Below are 16,213 nucleotides of genomic sequence, written 5' to 3'. Positions count from 1 at the left end.
AAATGGTCATCATAAACGCCACAGGCTAATTTCTGCCGGGCATGTTTCGCGATTGAGCACGCTTTTCACATCTGCGATAACACCTTGCCCCTGATACAAGAGCCCTGCAAGCTCCTCCCATCCCAGGTGCAGATATCGCTCATGAGGTACAGCCAATACGATTCCGTGGGCAGGCTGCAGGTCTTCCCACTCTCGCAATTGAATGCCGTATTCCTCTCTCGTCCGCTCTGGACAAGCCAATTCATCTGTCACTTGTACCTCTACTCCGAACTCCTTTAGTTCCTGAATAATGTCGATGACCCGACTATTGCGAATGTCCGACACGTTTTCTTTAAAGGTGATGCCCATAATCGTAATACGCGAGCCTTGAATCGCAATATTTTGCCAGATCATTTGTTTCACGAGTGAGGTCGCGACAAACTTGCCCATTCCGTCATTGATCCGTCGTCCAGCCAGTATGACCTGTGGATGATAACCAACACTCTCCGCCTTGTATGTCAAATAGTACGGATCGACGCCAATACAATGACCACCGACGAGTCCTGGAGAGAACGGAAGGAAATTCCATTTGGTCCGAGCGGCTTGGAGCACATCTGCCGTAGAAATGCTCAAGCGGTCAAAAATAATCGAGAGCTCATTGATCAAGGCGATGTTGATGTCGCGTTGCGTGTTCTCAATCACTTTGGCTGCCTCAGCCACCTGAATCGAGGGCGCTTTGTGAATACCCGCCTCTACAATCAACCCGTACATCTCGGCAATCGTTTCACACGTCTGGCGATCTTGCCCTGAAACGACCTTGACGATCTGAGACAATCTCCGTTCCCGATCCCCTGGATTAATTCGTTCAGGTGAGTAGCCGACGAAAAAATCAATTCCCGCCAGCTTTCCAGACGCTTTTTCCAATACAGGAATACAAATTTCTTCTGTTGCCCCTGGATACACGGTCGATTCATAGACAACGATGGTCCCTGAAGTCAGATATTGCCCAACGCTTTCAGACGCGAGAGTGAGTGCGCGCATATCGGGCCGTTTCGCAGAATCGACAGGTGTGGGTACCGTTATGATGATAAAATCACACGTTGCGAGACTTGCGGGGTCATCTGTATACGTGATGTTGGCTCGCATCAGCTCATCTGTAGACATCTCTCCGGTTTCATCCATTCCGCTATCCAGACTGCGTATGCGTCTTTCGTCAATGTCAAAACCCACTACTGGAAGCACTTGGCCAAAAGCAATCGCGACAGGCAGTCCTACATATCCAAGACCTACTACTCCCACTTTTTTACGCATGAGCGACACCATAATAGCTGACGTACCAGTCTACAAAGCGGGATATCCCCACATCGACTGGTGTTTTTGGGCGAAAGCCTGTCGCCTCATACAGAGCTTCTACTGATGCATAGGTAGCAGGAACATCCCCCGGCTGGATGGGCAAATAGTCGCGAACAGCCTTTTTCCCCAGCTTCTCTTCCAAGATCGAGAGAAACGTAAGTAAATCGATCGGCTGGTGATTCCCGATGTTGAAAACCTCATGCGGCGCCTTATCCCCTTCCCTTTGAGGGATTCGATTCATCAGTCGCAGCATCCCTTCGACGATATCGTCCACATACGTAAAGTCCCTTGTCATGTTGCCGTAGTTGAAGATACGGACAGGCTCTCCCGACAAAATCGCCTTGGTAAACGTATAGAGCGCCATATCGGGTCGGCCCCACGGCCCATATACCGTAAAGAAGCGCAGTCCCGTCGCAGGCAATCCGTATAAATGACTATAGGTATAGGCCATCAGCTCATTGGCTTTTTTCGTTGCTGCGTACATGCTGACCGGCTCATCTACGGGATCGTACTCCGCAAATGGTAGCTTTGTGTTCCCTCCGTAGACGGAGCTTGAGGATGCGTAGAGCAAATGCTTGACCCTCGACCGTCGGCATCCTTCCAAAATGTTTAGAAACCCGGTGATATTGGAAGTCGTATAGGCATGAGGATTTTCCAGACTGTACCTGACGCCCGCCTGAGCGGCCAAGTGAATGACAGTCTCCGGCTCCATTTCTCGGAACAACTCGTCCATCTTGCTCTGATCTGCAATATCCCCTTTGACAAAACGAAATAATGGATACGCTTGGAGGATTTCCAGTCGGTTACTCTTCAAGACCGGGTCGTAATACTCATTGCAATTATCTACCCCCCACACCGTCTGTCCTTGTTCCAAAAGCCGTCGTGCTACATGAAAACCGATAAATCCAGCTGCACCTGTCACCAAAATCGACATACTATCCACCTCTTTGCTTATTCATACGGAGGTTCTAGGACAAATATGCCAGTCGTTGCCCAAAGTTTATGGAACACATTTTTATGCCCTTTTTACTAAATGGTTGTCAACTTTTGAGAAATGGTTGAATGAAATGAAAAGAAGACAATCTTGTCTACCCATTTTTTGGAGGGGAATGCTTTTATGTGGATTGATGTAAAAACGTACGGAGCAAAGGGGGATGGAGTGACCGACGATACCCAAGCAATCCAGACTGCATTAACTGCTGCTCTGAACCTGCAAATTCCATTATTTTTCCCTGCTGGCACCTATATCATTGAGCCAAACAGATTGGAGGTCATCCTAGGAGCAGGAAAAAGCCTAGTGATGCAGGGAATCGGTCCTTTTTCCGTAATAAAAAGGAAAGCGAATTCAACTGCCGCAGATTGGCGCTGGCTGTTCTCGATTACGTCCGCGGGTGGGGATGCTGATTCTTTTGTGGTCGCCAACCTGAAGATCGATTCCAATGCGAGAGCAAACCCGCTGCCACCCGACCCTTACGATTACGAGCATAGCACCGATTTCTACATTCGTGGTGGCGGTCCTAGCAGCTATATCAATTACGTAGCACTACAACAAGTATGGTGCACGGATGGAGTCGCCGACCATTTTTACTTTGCTGGAGAAAAAAACTGCTATGTCCGCACTGTGCAAATTACCGATTTTTACAGCGACAACCGCAAGCGTACACGCTCAGACATTACCGTGACGGGTGGCCTAGAGCGGCTGAATGCAGCGAATGTAGCGTGTGATCGTTTTGAGGTCGAGCTCAATCAAGGGTACGACGGAGCTACACCCATGTTCGTAAACCTGACCAATATCTCTTGCCGTCAACAGCTCGACTTGGAAGGAGATTTGTCCTCCCCAATGGTCGTGCAAGGTAGTCATCTTGTTTCGCTCGCTAGCTTCAGTCTTACTGGCATGACAGGCTGTATTAGCTCCTCGGTATTTTATACGGCACCTGAACAGAAAAATCGGGTGAACTTTATGAAAAACATGACGTTCAGCAATTGTCGCTGGGTATTGCATACGACCACACAAGGAAGCACCAAGACGGTTGGTACTGGTCTCACCGTGGATTATTCAGATGTAGGACTTGTATTTGATGGCTGTAGCTTCGAGGCCAATGATACAGCAACTTCCATCGGCGGCTACGCCTTGAGCTTGGAGCCATGGGAAGTGCTCGCCGAGAGACAAGTTACTGTCAGAAACTGTTCGTTTGACCCTCGACTGACCCAAAACATTTCGTTGAACCGCTGCGGAAATGTCTCCCTCATAAACAACCGTTACTCCGGGTCCGATCACGCCATCATGCTCTACGGCACCGGAACGTACCCATTGGTAGTCACCGTGGATGGTGGCGATTTCAGCCAGGTTACTGGAAAAATGTTTTATCACAAGTCTTCGGATAAAATAACCCTCTCCATGAAAAACCTCCCTGTTCCTGTTTCCCTCACAAGCGGCTACAAATCCGAAAACTCTTCCTTTACCCCAATTGTTTCCATCAACGAACGTGTTGTGTATGTCGCAACAGCCCCCAGCGCCTCCGTCAAATACGGCGGTATCAAAGGCGATACTCTGCGCTTGATCACTCCTGTAAACAATCAACCCTGTGAATGGATTGCGACTACGACAAATAAGACTGCCTGCACCTGGTTAGTGACCAAAACGGCCAAAAGCTAAGGGGAATGAAAAACATCCATCTGGCCCCTCGACGTGGGATAGATGGATGTTTTTTATTAGGCAATACTTTCCAAATCCGGATTGTACCGTTTCACATAAGTATAAATTTCTTCCCCAAGCAATTGCGTCCTTACTAGCCCATCTGCCTGCTCACTCAAATGCTGGGTGAGTTGATTGGTTCCATTTTCGATGCGTCTTTTGGCAGCCTCAGGCAGTGTCAGTACATGCGGCACGAGCAATTGCAGGTACCAAACGCCCTTGTCTTCCTCGGAGACATCGATCTCCAGTTCCATGTCCGGACTGTCGAAATCGTACAGCTGGTTAAAGAGCGACTCCCTTTTTTCCAGCGTCAATGCGGTAATGTCGATTTTCTCCACGCTCAAATAATACTCTTCATTGAACAAGACAACTTTGTCGTCAATTTCCTGATACTTTTTCGCCAGCGGATTCATCGTCATCGTTCCTTTCCATTTCACATCTATTTTATAGCATACTACCTTACTGAATATTTAGGCAACTCGTCCGTGTAGAAAGGGCCTTGCTCCATGCAAGACCCTCGTATTTTACAGGAGAGTCGATCCCTCCACTACGGCTTGGGCGTCCTCCTTGGAAATAAGGACGGCGCGAGCCTTACCGCCGCTTTGTCCTGCGACGTACCCATCTGCCTCCATCATTTCGATGAGACGGGCAGCACGGTTATATCCGACGCGGAAACGGCGTTGCAATCCAGATGCAGAAGCTTGACCCTGGTCGGCTACGAACACAAGGGCTTCCAGATACAACGGATCATCTCCGCTGTCAAATGATGCAACCTGCTGCTCCAAATCTTCTTTGCTGAAAATGTACGCAGGCTTTCTTTGCTTTTTGATCATGTGCGTGATTCGCTCGATCTCGTCATCCGAGACGAAGTTCCCTTGCAGACGAACCGGAGTCGTACCGCTCTCAAGAAACAGCATGTCCCCTCTACCCAACAGTCGTTCTGCCCCAGATTGATCGAGAATCGTACGCGAATCAACTTGGGAGAACACGGCGAAAGCCAGACGAGTCGGTACGTTTGCCTTGATGTTTCCGGTAATGACATCCACGGATGGGCGCTGTGTCGCCAAAAGCAAATGAATACCGCAAGCACGTGCCTTCTGAGCGATCCGGATAATGCAATCCTCCACATCCTGCGGCGAAACCATCATCAGGTCAGCCAACTCATCGATGACGATCACGATATAAGGAAGCTGATCATCTGTCGTCTGATTGTAGCGGTCAATATCGCGAACACCCGCATCTACGAATAACGCATAGCGCTTCTCCATTTCTTCCACAGCCCACTTAAGAGATGCCGTTGCCTGCTTGGCCTCTGTCACGACAGGCGTAACCAGATGCGGCAAATGATTATAAGGGGCGAGCTCTACCATTTTCGGGTCGATCAAGAGCAATCGCACCTGCTCAGGAGTCGCTTTGTACAGCAGACTGACGATGATCGAGTTGATGCAGACACTTTTACCCGAGCCTGTCGAGCCGGCAATCAAACCGTGCGGCATCTTTTTAATATCCGCAATAATCGGCTCACCGCCGATGTCCATACCAAGTGCGACTGCCAACGGAGAGGAATGCTCCTGAAACTTGTCTGAACTGATAATCTTCTCGATTAGTACAGGTTGGCTGGACATATTCGGGACTTCGATTCCGATGGCATTGCGTCCTGGAATCGGTGCCTCGATACGAATATCTTTGGCAGCCAAATTCAGCTTGATATCGTCAACCAATCCTGTAATCTTGTTCACTTTTACGCCCGGAGCCGGTTGCAACTCAAAGCGTGTCACGGATGGGCCTTTGACAATCCCTACTACTTGAGCGCTGACATTGAAATTCACGAGCGTCTCTTCCAATAATAGCTTTTGAATTTGCGTATGCTCATCGTCGTCATCACTGACCGGTGGGCTCGGATTCAGCAGTCCCAAATCCGGCAAGGCGTATGGCGGCTGTGCGGGCTCTGCTCCTTGGTCCGCTTCATTGGACGAGTCTTTTACCGGAGCTGACGCAGGCTGCATCGACTTGGCTGCCTGAGACAGGTTCACGGACTGTGTAACGGATGAAGCAGGGACTGGTACGGTTTCAGGTACGGTTTCTGCAACTGGTTCTTCAATCGGTTCCACAACGGATTCCACAATTGGTTGAGCAATAGATTCAGGCTCACTTGGTTCTGCTGGTTCTGTTTGCTCCGGCGTACCTTCGGAACCCGCTCCTGCTGAACTGAGCTCCTGTGGTGAATCTATTTCTGCTCTCTCTAGCAAACGGCTGATAGCAGATGCATAGGCAGGCTCTTCGACATCATCGCTCTCTAGCTCCGTATCGACTGCTTGATTCTCCCCCCCCACGGAAGGAGACTGCACGGTATCGCCATCATTCTCGCTCTCCACCTGCACAACCGCACTAAGTGTAGGAATCAGTCTATGCTCGGCTTCCTCATCGGCTAGTCGCTCTCGCTCTTCCATCGCTTGAGACTCCGATACCTCTTCTTCCGCATCCACGCTCGCCATTGGTTCTGCGAGTTCGCTCACTTCTATTTGTGGCTCTTCATTCTCATGCACTTCAGCCACCGTCTCGTCGGCTTTTGGCTCGAATGCATCAGAATCAGCATCAGAATCTTGCAGATCCGTAGCTAGCAACAACTCCGTATCCACCAGCGTTTTTTCTTCTATTTCTTCTACTACTGTCTCTTCCACTTGTACGGAAGCAGCAACCTCTCGTTCTGAATCAAGAGCTTCTGCCACGACAGTCATTGCAACAGTATTTTCTTCTTCGTTATGTACAGAATCATTCGCAACAACAACATGCTGCGGTTCATTTTGCTCAAAAGAAGCAGACTCTTGCTCCTCTGGAAAATATCGCTCGCTGATCTCTTGTTCCCACTGCTTCATCTGCTGCAAATGCTCTTCTTGCTCCTGACGCGGATAAATGATTCCCGCAGTCGTATGAATCCGATGCTCTGCCTCACGCGTCGCCGGGGTTATTTTCCCATAAACAGGAGAAACGATTTCAGACGGCTGGTAGGCACGCTTTTCTTCTGTAGAAAAAACGGGTCTCGTTACTTTTTCCGCTTCTTTTTGCGGCGCACGATTTGGACGCTGTGGTATCTCGATGTTGTTTTTAACAAGCTCAGGCTTCTTTTTCTCGAAAACGGGCTCTGTCTTTGCTTCCAACCCGCGATCATTTACTGGTCGCATCGTTTCACGCTTGGGCTCGAATCGCTCACGAGGTGCCTGCTGGCGACTGCGATCATTCGATTCGGCAGGATTCTCGCTACGATTGCGCTTCTTCTCCAAATAGTCATCCGGGACAACTGGAAAACGAAATTGACGCTCTCTTCTTTGACGCACATTGTCTTCTATATCTCGAGTGTCTACCCGTTCTTTTGGGTATATGCTTTTTGTTCTCGCCTGAGGCTGAGGCTGACGGGGAACGGGATTACCTGCTTGGTTACCGGTACCTGCTGGACGGCCTTCTTCCTCTATTTCTTCTTCTCTTTCTCCCTGAAAAAAGTTCATCAGCTTTTGAAGCCACGACCACATGTTGCAACGCCCTTTCTTCACTAACCATCTTCTCCCCTTCATTTTACCACGAAAATGAGGCAGAATTAGCCGGATTGTGATTTTTTTCCGTTTTTGCGAAACCTTTTCTCTATTTGTGCGTAGAACAAAGGGGGAATAAAAAAATAATATACATAGGGGAGGAACACATCATGTGGAAAAAAGGTAGCGCCCTTCTGGTAGCAGGTACAGTACTGCTGACCGGTTGTGCAGGAGAGGCATCCCTGGTGCGTGATTCTATCGTAGCGACAATTGACAAGCCTAACTATGATTTTGAAGGCACTTTGAAGCTGACAGGCGACGTTGAGAAATTGCCTGAAGCATTCGGAGAACCGGTTGACAAAGAAGGGCAAGCATTGTTGTCCGCTTTGAAAGCAGGCGTAACAGTAAAAGGCTCCCAGCTGGATCTGGACACTGTGAAGTTTGAAGTGGAAGTAAAAGACGACAAGCTCCTGCGCGACAACAAGCTCTGGACAGGTGACAAAAAAGCATCTGTTGAAACCATCGTTGACGAGGATAAAGTCTACGTGAAGTCTCCACTGGACAGCAAGTACTTGGTAATCGATTCGAACGCTTCCAATCCTTTCATGGCTGAGTTTGGCGGCTCCGATGCTGCTAACGCTGCGAAGCTGAAAGAATACCAAGACAAAATGAACGACCTTACTTTCAACTTTGTGAAAAAGTATGTAAGTAAATATGGCTATACATTGGCAGACGCGAAAAACCATGGCAAACAATCCGTTACATTGCCAAACGGTAATAAAGTAGAAGCAACTCATGTAACTGTAAAAATCGACGCAAAAGAACTGGTAAAAATGTTCTTCTTCACAGCTAACGATGCAGTAGCTAGCAAAGAAGTTAAAGATTTTGCGATCGATATGATGGTACTGACCACTTCCATGACAGAAGATCTGTATCCGGAAATGGGCAAGAAAACCACAGAAGCTGAGAAGCGTGCAAATGCAGAAGCAATGGTAAACGAAGGCATGGCTGAAGCGAAAAAATGGCTGGAAGAAACAGGTAAAGCATACACACCTGAAAAAATCGTAGAAGAAATGAAAAAAGAAGGCTTCCACAAGCTCGCTTGGAACCTCGACTTCTACATCGACAGCAACAAAATGCCTGTAAAACAAACAAGCGATCTGAGCGTAACTTTCCAAGCGCCAGAAATGAAGCAACCTGTAACAATTGGTCTGTCTGCTGATCAATATGCATACAACTTCGGAAAAGCAACCAAGTTCAGTGCGCCAGCAAAAGATGCTAGTCTGACTGTAGAACAGCTGGTGAAAGATGAAAAAGCAATCAACAGCTTTAGCGACAAAGGCTTTGTTCGTCCAATCGCTGAAAACATGGTTGATCAACAAAAATGGATGGAAGAATGGGCTGAGGATCTGGAAGCTGAAGAACCAGCGACCACTACGAAGTAATATTTTTCCTCACGAAGAAAAGCACGGCGCCTCTCGCGTCGTGCTTTTTTTTACCTATCCATAGAACTAGAGAATCTTGAGCTCTTCCAGGTATGTAAGGACTATCTGGACAGATTCTTCAATCGTCTGCTTGTCGCTCTCAATGACCAACTCCGCTCGAAGAGGCTCTTCATACGGTGCTGAAATCCCCGTAAACTGACCAATCTCTCCACTTCTCGCTTTTCGGTACAGTCCCTTCACATCCCGGCGCTCACACTCATCCAATGAACACTTTACATATACCTCGATGAATTCTCCCGCCTCTACCAGATTACGCGCAAGCTCCCGGTCTTCCCGATACGGAGAGATAAACGCGGTCAAGGTAATCACGCCTGCGTCCACGAATAGCTTCGCGACCTCGCCAATTCGGCGAATATTTTCTTGTCTGTCCTCTGCCCCAAACCCCAATCCGCGGTTTAAGCCGTGGCGTATATTGTCACCATCCAGCACGTAACTGGCTAGCCCTCTTTGATGCAGTTCGTGTTCGACTGCATTGGCCAACGACGATTTGCCAGCACCAGACAGCCCCGTAAACCATAAGACACAGCTTTTGTGGCCTGCACGCTTCTGACGGTCTTGTTTGGTTATCGTCGTCGGATGCCATACGATATTCGCGGTGCCCTCTCTACTCATCGTCTCTCTCCTCTCTATCAACCGCTTTCTTCTCGCCGATTAAACGGACACAGGTCGCAGCCCTTCGATCAATACCCGCGCAACCTCAGGACGGCTAAATTCAGGTGGTGGAGCCTCTCCGCGCGACAGCATTTCCCTCACCTTCGTCCCGGACAGCGCGACATGATGCTCGCTATCATGCGGACACGTTTTGGTAGAGGCCATGTTTCCGCAGCTCTTGCAATAAAAGCTGTTCTCGAAAAATAATGGCGTAATCCCTAGCTCCTCCGGCTGGAATTGGCGGAAAATATGCTGGGCATCGTACGTCCCGTAGTAGTTGCCAACACCAGCGTGGTCCCGACCTACAATAAAATGTGTGCAGCCGTAATTTTTCCTCACCAAAGCATGAAAAATCGCTTCCCGTGGTCCCGCATAACGCATGGCAGCCGGGAAAACAGCCAACTCTACCCGGGTAGCCGGATAGTATTTTTCCAGCAATACCTGATAACTGTTCATCCGCACATCAGCAGGGATGTCATCTGCCTTCGTTTCGCCCACAAGAGGATTCAAAAACAGACCATCGACGATTTCGAGAGCTGACTTCTGGATGTATTCATGCGCACGGTGGACTGGGTTGCGTGTCTGAAAGCCGACAATCGTTTTCCAGCCCTTCTCGGCAAATCTTTCTCTCGTTTGTGCCGGATCGAAGTGATAGCTGGAAAAACGCCCTTTTTCGGTGCGCTCTACCAACGTAATCGGGCCAGCCAAATAAACAGCGGGACGCTCCAGCAGCTTTTTCACCCCAGGATGATTCGTATCGTCGGTGCCATAGACGAGCCGGGCTTCTCTCTCCTTGTCAGGTGAATAAATATCAGTGATTTCAAGAATGCCGTAGACCGAGCCTTGATGGCTCAACCGCACCTTGTCTTTGATCTGCAAGGCTCCTGCGACAGTGGTCGAGACCGGAAGTGTAATTGGAATGCTCCAAACGGTACCATCTGCCAGCCGCATCTGCTCAACGACGGATATATAATCCTCCCGATTCAAAAATCCGGTAAGCGGACTATAGCCCCCAATCCCGATTAACTCCAGATCTGCGAGTGCAAATGCATCTATCTCCACCTCATGCGTAGTCACCGACAGGTCTGCCTGTGGATCAAAACGGTTTACCAGCTCTCCCCCGTGAGGTTTCCCACTCATACAAAAGCCCCTCCTATCCTTGGTTTGTTCTTCTCTTTCGCTACCTTGCGAGATGCAGGCCGCATTCCGTTTTCCCTGCTTGCGCCCAGCGTCCTGCCCTCGAATCCTCGCCCTCTTTTACAGGACGTGTACAAGGAGCGCAGCCGATGCTCGGATAGCTCTGGTCGTGAAGCGGATTGTACGGCAATTCAAATGCTCGGATGTATTGCCACACTTCTTCCGACTTCCAATGGATGAGCGGGCAAATTTTTAGTGACTGGAATTTTTCATCGCGGTTGATAAACCCGACATTCGCTCTCGTGGCAGACTGCTCTCTGCGTAGTCCTGACATCCATGCAACCGCTCCGGTCAGCACATCTTCCATCGGCTGTACCTTGCGGATATGGCAGCACATATCCGGCTGCCTACTCCACAATTCTTCGCCATGGAGGTCTGCCTGCTGGGCCAGCGTGATGTCCGGCTGCTTGACCGTTATCCTCAGCGCGGGATACCTCGCTCTCACCCGCTCAATCAAGCTGTACGTCTCGAAAAAATGGAGATTGGTATCCAAAAAGGTGACCTTGGCATCCTTTTTCACATCGCTGATCATATCGAGCAGCACCATGGCTTCGGCCCCAAAGCTACACGAATAAATCAAATCATCCGAAAACGTCTTGTATGCCCATTTGATGACGTCTATGGTGTCGCCCTTTGCGAGATGATTATTGATAGAAGCGAGTTGTTCCTCTGTCGCTGACGCAAAATTCAGTTGGCTCATGTGCCCCCTCCTTGATCATTCAGCGTACGATCATCCTTCAGCTCGTTTATATTGATCGCGTGATCTTCATGACTGCTTACGGATTGCCAGCCCATTTCTCTCGCTGCAACTGCTGTTTCCTTTCCGACACATACAATCGGTGTCTTTGACCAGGCATCGCCAGCGAATTGCGCCAGCGCTGACAGCGTATAGACATCATCCGTCGCTAGCGAGTCAAATGAGCATCCATCCTTTTTCGCACGAAGATCCTTCCCATCCCATACGAGCGTGCCGGCTTGGATCACGTGAATCGCCTTGCCGTGGTCCAGCGTGATTTTTTGCGGCTTCCGCTCCCCTGCGTAAAGCACTTGCTCTTCTTTTTCCAAGGCAAGCAGGTCAGGGAGTGCCAGCAGAGATGTATTTTCATCCAGCATCAAGTCCGGATAAATCCCCTGTTTCTCGAAAGCCTCAGAAGCCCGTTGTCCACAAACAGCCAGCTTGCTCGTCAAGCGCCGTACATCATAGCGCTGTTGTCGCAAGGCAGAAGTAAAAAAGGATACTTGCTGCTCATCCTCGAACACGAGCCAACGATAAGTGGCAAGCTCCGTCAATGGTGTGTCAAACGTGCAGTGCTCGACCAAAGGAATCGGCATGACTTCGGCGCCCAACTGCTCCAAGGCAATCACGAGCTCGCTATTTCCTTCATCGCTCACTCTTCTTGCAACGGCTACCCGTTGACCGAACAAGGGGCGTGATTCGTACCAGTTCAGCGATTCCCGCAGACGGACGACCTCACCTATGATAATGATGGCAGGTGCGGCAAAACAGGCCTGCTCGACTTCCTTATCTATCGTCCCAAGCTTGCCGATCAACGTCTCCTGCTCACGCACCGTCCCCCAGCGCACGAGAGCAACGGGTGTATGGGCGTCTTTTCCATGCGCAAGAAGGCGCTCCCTGATGCGAGGCAGATTTTTCACACCCATGTAGATGACCAACGTTTCCATCGAAGCGAGGGCTGCCCAGTCCGGCTCCTTTCCTGCATTTTTTTCACACAGGTGACCGGTGACAAAAGCGACGGAAGAGTTGTAGTCACGATGCGTCAGCGGAATACCTGCGTAGAGCGGAGCCGCCATCCCGGAAGTAATCCCTGGGACGATCTCAAACGGAATAGAATAGTCGCGGCACATCTGCGCTTCCTCTCCTACCCGCCCGAACATGCTCGGATCGCCGCCTTTCAGACGAACGACGTATTTCCCTTTTTGGGCTTCCCGGATGAGCAGAAGGTTGATCTCTTCTTGCGGCAATGTATGATGATCGGCCTCTTTCCCGCAATAGATGAGGGTGGCTCCCTTTTTTGCGTACGAGAGAAACTGCGGGTTTGCTAGACGATCATACACAATCACATCCGCAAGACGAAGCGACTCCATGCCGCGAATCGTCAGCAGCTTTGGGTCACCAGGCCCTGCTCCGACAAAAACGACTCTGCCTGTGTTCATTGTGAATCCGTCCTCCTTGCTGCATTGTTCCTTCACAGGAAGAGTCTTGGCCGTTTTAAGCAAACGTTGAGGTTTCCACTACGAACCCGACTCCTTGGCGTCCGAGCGGCTTCTTTTCCACCAAGCTCAGCTCTCGGATACGAGGTGGCGCTATCGTATGTCGCAAAAGATTGTTCTCGGCGGAAGAGAAGGCTCGCGCATCCGTTTGGGCGATCACCACAACTGTCAGTAACCGCCCTTCCTCTAGCACGGCTTCCAGCTTGTAAAGGTAGCTCTCTGCATGTTCCTCTGCCATAACATTCCTCCCGTAATCTAGCCCTACCGCACGAGTATTAGGCTGGTTGCAGGATGGAGTCTACCTGTGCTTGGATATGGGAAAGTCCTACCCGCTCCACGTAGCACCAGTATGGTTCTCCTTCCTGACGATCCGCCTTGTACAGTGTGATCAATTGGGCAAGGAAGGGACCGAGTCTGTCCACAGTAATCCGCGCGTTGAGCTTGCGGTTGAATTGTGGTTCCTCCAGTGTCCCGCCTACGTAGATGTCAAACGCCTCAACCATCCCGTTTGGTGTCTTGACCAATGCACCTTGCAGGCCGATATCCGCAATTTGGCGCTGACCGCAAGAATTCGGGCAACCAATCATATGAATGCGCAGCGGCGTTTCGAGAACAACCGTAGCATCCAAATATTGAGCCAGCGAACGCATCCGCTCCTTGGTCTCCACGATTGCCAGATTGCAAAATTCCGTACCTGTGCACGATACGGCATACCCGACAAACGTAGTGGGCTGCAATTTGAAACGGTTCACAATCATTGGCTCATGGCGGAAAGCTGCTACCTTCGCTTCGGGAATGTTGCGTATCAGGACATTTTGCGTGTTACAGGTACCAATCGTCCCATCGCCATATTCGTCCGCCAGACGGGCAAGCTCATTTAGCTCCCCTGCATTCATCCGCCCAACAGGAACAGACAAGCCTGCGTAGTATCGTCCTGCTTGGCGCTGCTCGTGAATGCCGTAAAAATATCCGCCATTCCAGCCCGAGGTTAAATCGATACCATGGGGCTCAAGCTCGCCTACCAGCTCTAGTAATTGCTCCTTGAACTTTTCCGGTCCCCAGTCAGCGACCAAGAACTTAAGACGTGCATGCGTACGTTTTTGACGGTAGCCGAAATCGCGGAACAGCGTCGTAACTCCTGCCGCTACTTTGACGACCTCTTCTGGTCGCACGAAAACATTGAGTTGCTTCGCCAAGTATGGCTTCGCTGACAAGCCGCCACCTACCCATACATGAAAGCCGATCACTTCCTCGCCAGCTATGACTTTTTGGGCTGGAGTGAAAGCTAGGTCGTTGATTTGCGCATGCGCGGCGTTATGGATGTTGGCAGAAACCGATATTTTGTACTTGCGTGGCAGATTGGAGAAGTCGCGATTGAGCAAGAAAAATTTTTCTAACTCGGCTACGATAGGACGCGTATCCAGCACTTCATACGGATCAATTCCTGCCAGTGGGTTCCCCATGATTTGCCGCGGGCAGTCTCCACATGCTTCAAAAGAGGAGAGTCCGACTGATGAGAGCCGTTCAAAAATGTCAGCGAGTGATTCTACCGTGAGCCAGTGAAATTGCACGGCCTGACGCGTGGTGACATCCACCAGATTACGTCCATAATCTTCTGCGATGTTGGCGAGCACCCGCGCTTGTTCACTGATCAAAATGCCTCCAGGTATGCGCACACGCATCATGAAGTATCCGTCCTTTGGCCGCTGCTGATAGACGCCCGCCCATTTAAACCGATCCATGTCAGAAGATTCAATCGATGCAAACCCTTCTTTTGAATAGGTGTTTACGATCGTTTCGATGACATCCAGTCCGTCTTTTTCCAGCTTCGTAAACTCCATTTTGTTGAGGGATGGATCAGCAGCCCACTTCCACTGCTTTCTCTCTGCCATGCTCGTACATGCTCCTTTGTGTAAAGGTGTCCGTTACCAATGCCATTCGAATCGATTGGCTCATCCAGTCCGCAATCAGTGGATGGGGCAAGTACGCACTGCCCTCATAGCGATAAGCCAAGCCCGCCAGCCGTTTCGGGATTGCTTGTCGCGTGAAGTAGCCCTGGCTGACGAACAAAGGCAGCACGAGGACATCCCCTTTTTGTGCCAGTGAATAGGCTTGTTCGTACAGTGTATCGGGCCTCAGTGTCGCATATCCGGCAGCAGCAAATGCATAGCGGTTTTGCAAGCGGAATGTCAGACGCAAGAGCAGCTTTTCCCAGCGCTCATGACATCCAGGCAAGTCACTGCCGTGCCCGACGAGCAACAAAGCCTCCCGACTAGGCATACGCGATAGACCTGCGATTCGCTCTGCCACGATCTGCTCGACGTTTCCGTGATCCTCCAATGGCGGACACCAGAGAATTCTTGCCTGAACCGGAACTCGAATCAGGTCTGTCTCTCCTGTAGGCCATGGGTCTAGTCCAAGCATCGCGCGGATTTCCCCTACGTGATTGCTTCCTGCCGTGGCGAATAGGGGAACGACGACAATTGTTGTGGCTCCTGATGCTTCCAGACGATTCACTTCATCGCTGATGCTTCGTCCTTCCACTCCTCCCAAGTAAGCTACCCGAATTGGCAAATCAGTGAGGCACTGCCATACGGCTGATTCCACCAACGCCAACCAGTCAGGATCGGGTGAACCGTGAGCAATTACCAAAACCGCTGTTTTCGCCATCGGATAACCCCTTTATCCAACCTTATTTTTGTAATTCATATATGTTTACTCGGAATTATAATTGGGATGGATTGCCTCGTCAATAACAAAATCATATTTCACTTGAACATAGTGGTTTGGGGAGTTGCTGTTGTGGGGGGAAGAAGTTCATTTCCAGTCTACGCTTCGGCCTACGCCCCGCTAGGGGGATTGACTGTCCGCTTCGGAATAAATGGCGGGAGCGCTTCGAACGTCGAAGTTTCGAAGAAGGATTTCATAAGCGAAGCTTAAATTCCCCGCCATTTATTCCTACGCTTGGTCGGGCTCCAGAGGCGCTTGGACTGGAAATGAACTTCTTCCTACGCAGCTTTTTAAACATTATGAAAGTGATACAAAATGGAGAAGAAAAAAGCTGTCAGGCCTAA

General features: G+C 50.0%; 13 protein-coding genes. 2 read left to right on the top strand and 11 right to left on the bottom strand.

Features of this window, described 5'->3' with window-relative positions:
• Window positions 1-9 precede the first annotated feature (9 nt).
• On the bottom strand, window positions 10-1,290 hold the full coding sequence (locus tag HP570_RS23940) for a nucleotide sugar dehydrogenase (RefSeq protein ID WP_254495440.1): 1,281 nt from the start codon (window positions 1,288-1,290) through the stop codon (window positions 10-12).
• Window positions 1,283-2,266 carry an NAD-dependent epimerase gene (locus HP570_RS23935; RefSeq protein WP_173627399.1) on the bottom strand — a complete coding sequence of 328 codons (984 nt, stop codon included), beginning with the start codon at window positions 2,264-2,266 and terminating at the stop codon, window positions 1,283-1,285. Before HP570_RS23935 ends, HP570_RS23940 begins: the two co-directional genes overlap by 8 nt.
• Window positions 2,267-2,449: 183 nt before the next feature.
• Between HP570_RS23935 and HP570_RS23930 the strand changes: the two genes are divergently transcribed.
• Entirely contained in the window at window positions 2,450-3,988 is a 1,539-nt protein-coding gene (locus HP570_RS23930; RefSeq protein WP_015892504.1) for a glycosyl hydrolase family 28-related protein, read from the top strand.
• 56 nt (window positions 3,989-4,044) lie between these two features.
• On the opposite strand, the gene HP570_RS23925 is transcribed toward HP570_RS23930, so the two are convergent.
• Both HP570_RS23925 and HP570_RS23920 read right to left on the bottom strand, forming a co-directional pair.
• The gene (locus HP570_RS23925) at window positions 4,045-4,440 is read right to left on the bottom strand and encodes a hypothetical protein (RefSeq protein WP_173606985.1); all 396 of its coding nucleotides are present in this window, start codon (window positions 4,438-4,440) and stop codon (window positions 4,045-4,047) included.
• Window positions 4,441-4,551: 111 nt separating this feature from the next.
• Window positions 4,552-7,554 (bottom strand): DNA translocase FtsK, encoded by a 3,003-nt coding sequence (locus HP570_RS23920; RefSeq protein WP_173627479.1) that lies wholly within the window; start codon window positions 7,552-7,554, stop codon window positions 4,552-4,554.
• Between the two features lie 170 nt (window positions 7,555-7,724).
• Between HP570_RS23920 and HP570_RS23915 the strand changes: the two genes are divergently transcribed.
• Window positions 7,725-8,999, top strand: a complete 1,275-nt coding sequence (locus tag HP570_RS23915; RefSeq protein ID WP_173627398.1) for a hypothetical protein — start codon at window positions 7,725-7,727, stop codon at window positions 8,997-8,999.
• Window positions 9,000-9,065: 66 nt separating this feature from the next.
• Here the strand turns inward: HP570_RS23915 and cysC are convergent, their stop codons facing one another.
• Genes cysC through HP570_RS23880 form a run of 7 tightly spaced genes read right to left on the bottom strand, consistent with a single transcriptional unit; the run spans window position 9,066 to window position 15,809 of the window.
• Window positions 9,066-9,671, bottom strand: coding sequence for an adenylyl-sulfate kinase (gene cysC / locus HP570_RS23910; protein ID WP_173627397.1), 606 nt, complete (start codon window positions 9,669-9,671; stop codon window positions 9,066-9,068).
• Between the two features lie 39 nt (window positions 9,672-9,710).
• Window positions 9,711-10,850: a sulfate adenylyltransferase gene (gene sat / locus HP570_RS23905; protein WP_173627396.1), complete on the bottom strand. Its 1,140-nt coding sequence runs from the start codon at window positions 10,848-10,850 to the stop codon at window positions 9,711-9,713.
• A gap of 40 nt (window positions 10,851-10,890) precedes the next feature.
• Window positions 10,891-11,607, bottom strand: a complete 717-nt coding sequence (locus tag HP570_RS23900) for a phosphoadenylyl-sulfate reductase (protein ID WP_142497809.1) — start codon at window positions 11,605-11,607, stop codon at window positions 10,891-10,893.
• The gene (gene cobA / locus HP570_RS23895) at window positions 11,604-13,082 is read right to left on the bottom strand and encodes a uroporphyrinogen-III C-methyltransferase (RefSeq protein WP_173627395.1); all 1,479 of its coding nucleotides are present in this window, start codon (window positions 13,080-13,082) and stop codon (window positions 11,604-11,606) included. The genes HP570_RS23900 and cobA overlap by 4 nt, the downstream gene beginning before the upstream one ends.
• 55 nt (window positions 13,083-13,137) lie before the next feature.
• Entirely contained in the window at window positions 13,138-13,377 is a 240-nt protein-coding gene (locus tag HP570_RS23890; protein WP_173627394.1) for a DUF3906 family protein, read from the bottom strand.
• Between the two features lie 37 nt (window positions 13,378-13,414).
• Window positions 13,415-15,031: a nitrite/sulfite reductase gene (locus tag HP570_RS23885; protein WP_173627393.1), complete on the bottom strand. Its 1,617-nt coding sequence runs from the start codon at window positions 15,029-15,031 to the stop codon at window positions 13,415-13,417.
• Window positions 14,997-15,809 (bottom strand): sirohydrochlorin chelatase, encoded by an 813-nt coding sequence (locus HP570_RS23880; protein WP_173627392.1) that lies wholly within the window; start codon window positions 15,807-15,809, stop codon window positions 14,997-14,999. Before HP570_RS23880 ends, HP570_RS23885 begins: the two co-directional genes overlap by 35 nt.
• Between the last annotated feature and the right edge of the window lie 404 nt (window positions 15,810-16,213).

It is taken from the genome of Brevibacillus sp. RS1.1 (assembly GCF_013284365.1).
GTDB classification, from domain to species: Bacteria; Bacillota; Bacilli; order Brevibacillales; family Brevibacillaceae; genus Brevibacillus; species Brevibacillus brevis_D.
The sequence above is the reverse complement of the archived record's forward strand: the minus strand, read 5'-3'. Positions and strand labels throughout refer to the sequence as shown.

Excerpts from the sequence above, each read along its gene's own strand:
- cobA (WP_173627395.1), bottom strand. The coding sequence starts at position 13,082 with ATGAACACAGGCAGAGTCGTTTTTGTCGGAGCAGGGCCTGGTGACCCA.
- HP570_RS23915 (WP_173627398.1), top strand. The coding sequence starts at position 7,725 with ATGTGGAAAAAAGGTAGCGCCCTTCTGGTAGCAGGTACAGTACTGCTG.
- HP570_RS23930 (WP_015892504.1), top strand. The coding sequence starts at position 2,450 with ATGTGGATTGATGTAAAAACGTACGGAGCAAAGGGGGATGGAGTGACC.
- HP570_RS23940 (WP_254495440.1), bottom strand. The coding sequence starts at position 1,290 with ATGCGTAAAAAAGTGGGAGTAGTAGGTCTTGGATATGTAGGACTGCCT.
- sat (WP_173627396.1), bottom strand. The coding sequence starts at position 10,850 with ATGAGTGGGAAACCTCACGGGGGAGAGCTGGTAAACCGTTTTGATCCA.
- HP570_RS23935 (WP_173627399.1), bottom strand. The coding sequence starts at position 2,266 with ATGTCGATTTTGGTGACAGGTGCAGCTGGATTTATCGGTTTTCATGTA.
- HP570_RS23920 (WP_173627479.1), bottom strand. The coding sequence starts at position 7,554 with ATGTGGTCGTGGCTTCAAAAGCTGATGAACTTTTTTCAGGGAGAAAGA.
- HP570_RS23925 (WP_173606985.1), bottom strand. The coding sequence starts at position 4,440 with ATGAATCCGCTGGCGAAAAAGTATCAGGAAATTGACGACAAAGTTGTC.
- HP570_RS23890 (WP_173627394.1), bottom strand. The coding sequence starts at position 13,377 with ATGGCAGAGGAACATGCAGAGAGCTACCTTTACAAGCTGGAAGCCGTG.
- HP570_RS23900 (WP_142497809.1), bottom strand. The coding sequence starts at position 11,607 with ATGAGCCAACTGAATTTTGCGTCAGCGACAGAGGAACAACTCGCTTCT.
- cysC (WP_173627397.1), bottom strand. The coding sequence starts at position 9,671 with ATGAGTAGAGAGGGCACCGCGAATATCGTATGGCATCCGACGACGATA.
- HP570_RS23880 (WP_173627392.1), bottom strand. The coding sequence starts at position 15,809 with ATGGCGAAAACAGCGGTTTTGGTAATTGCTCACGGTTCACCCGATCCT.
- HP570_RS23885 (WP_173627393.1), bottom strand. The coding sequence starts at position 15,031 with ATGGCAGAGAGAAAGCAGTGGAAGTGGGCTGCTGATCCATCCCTCAAC.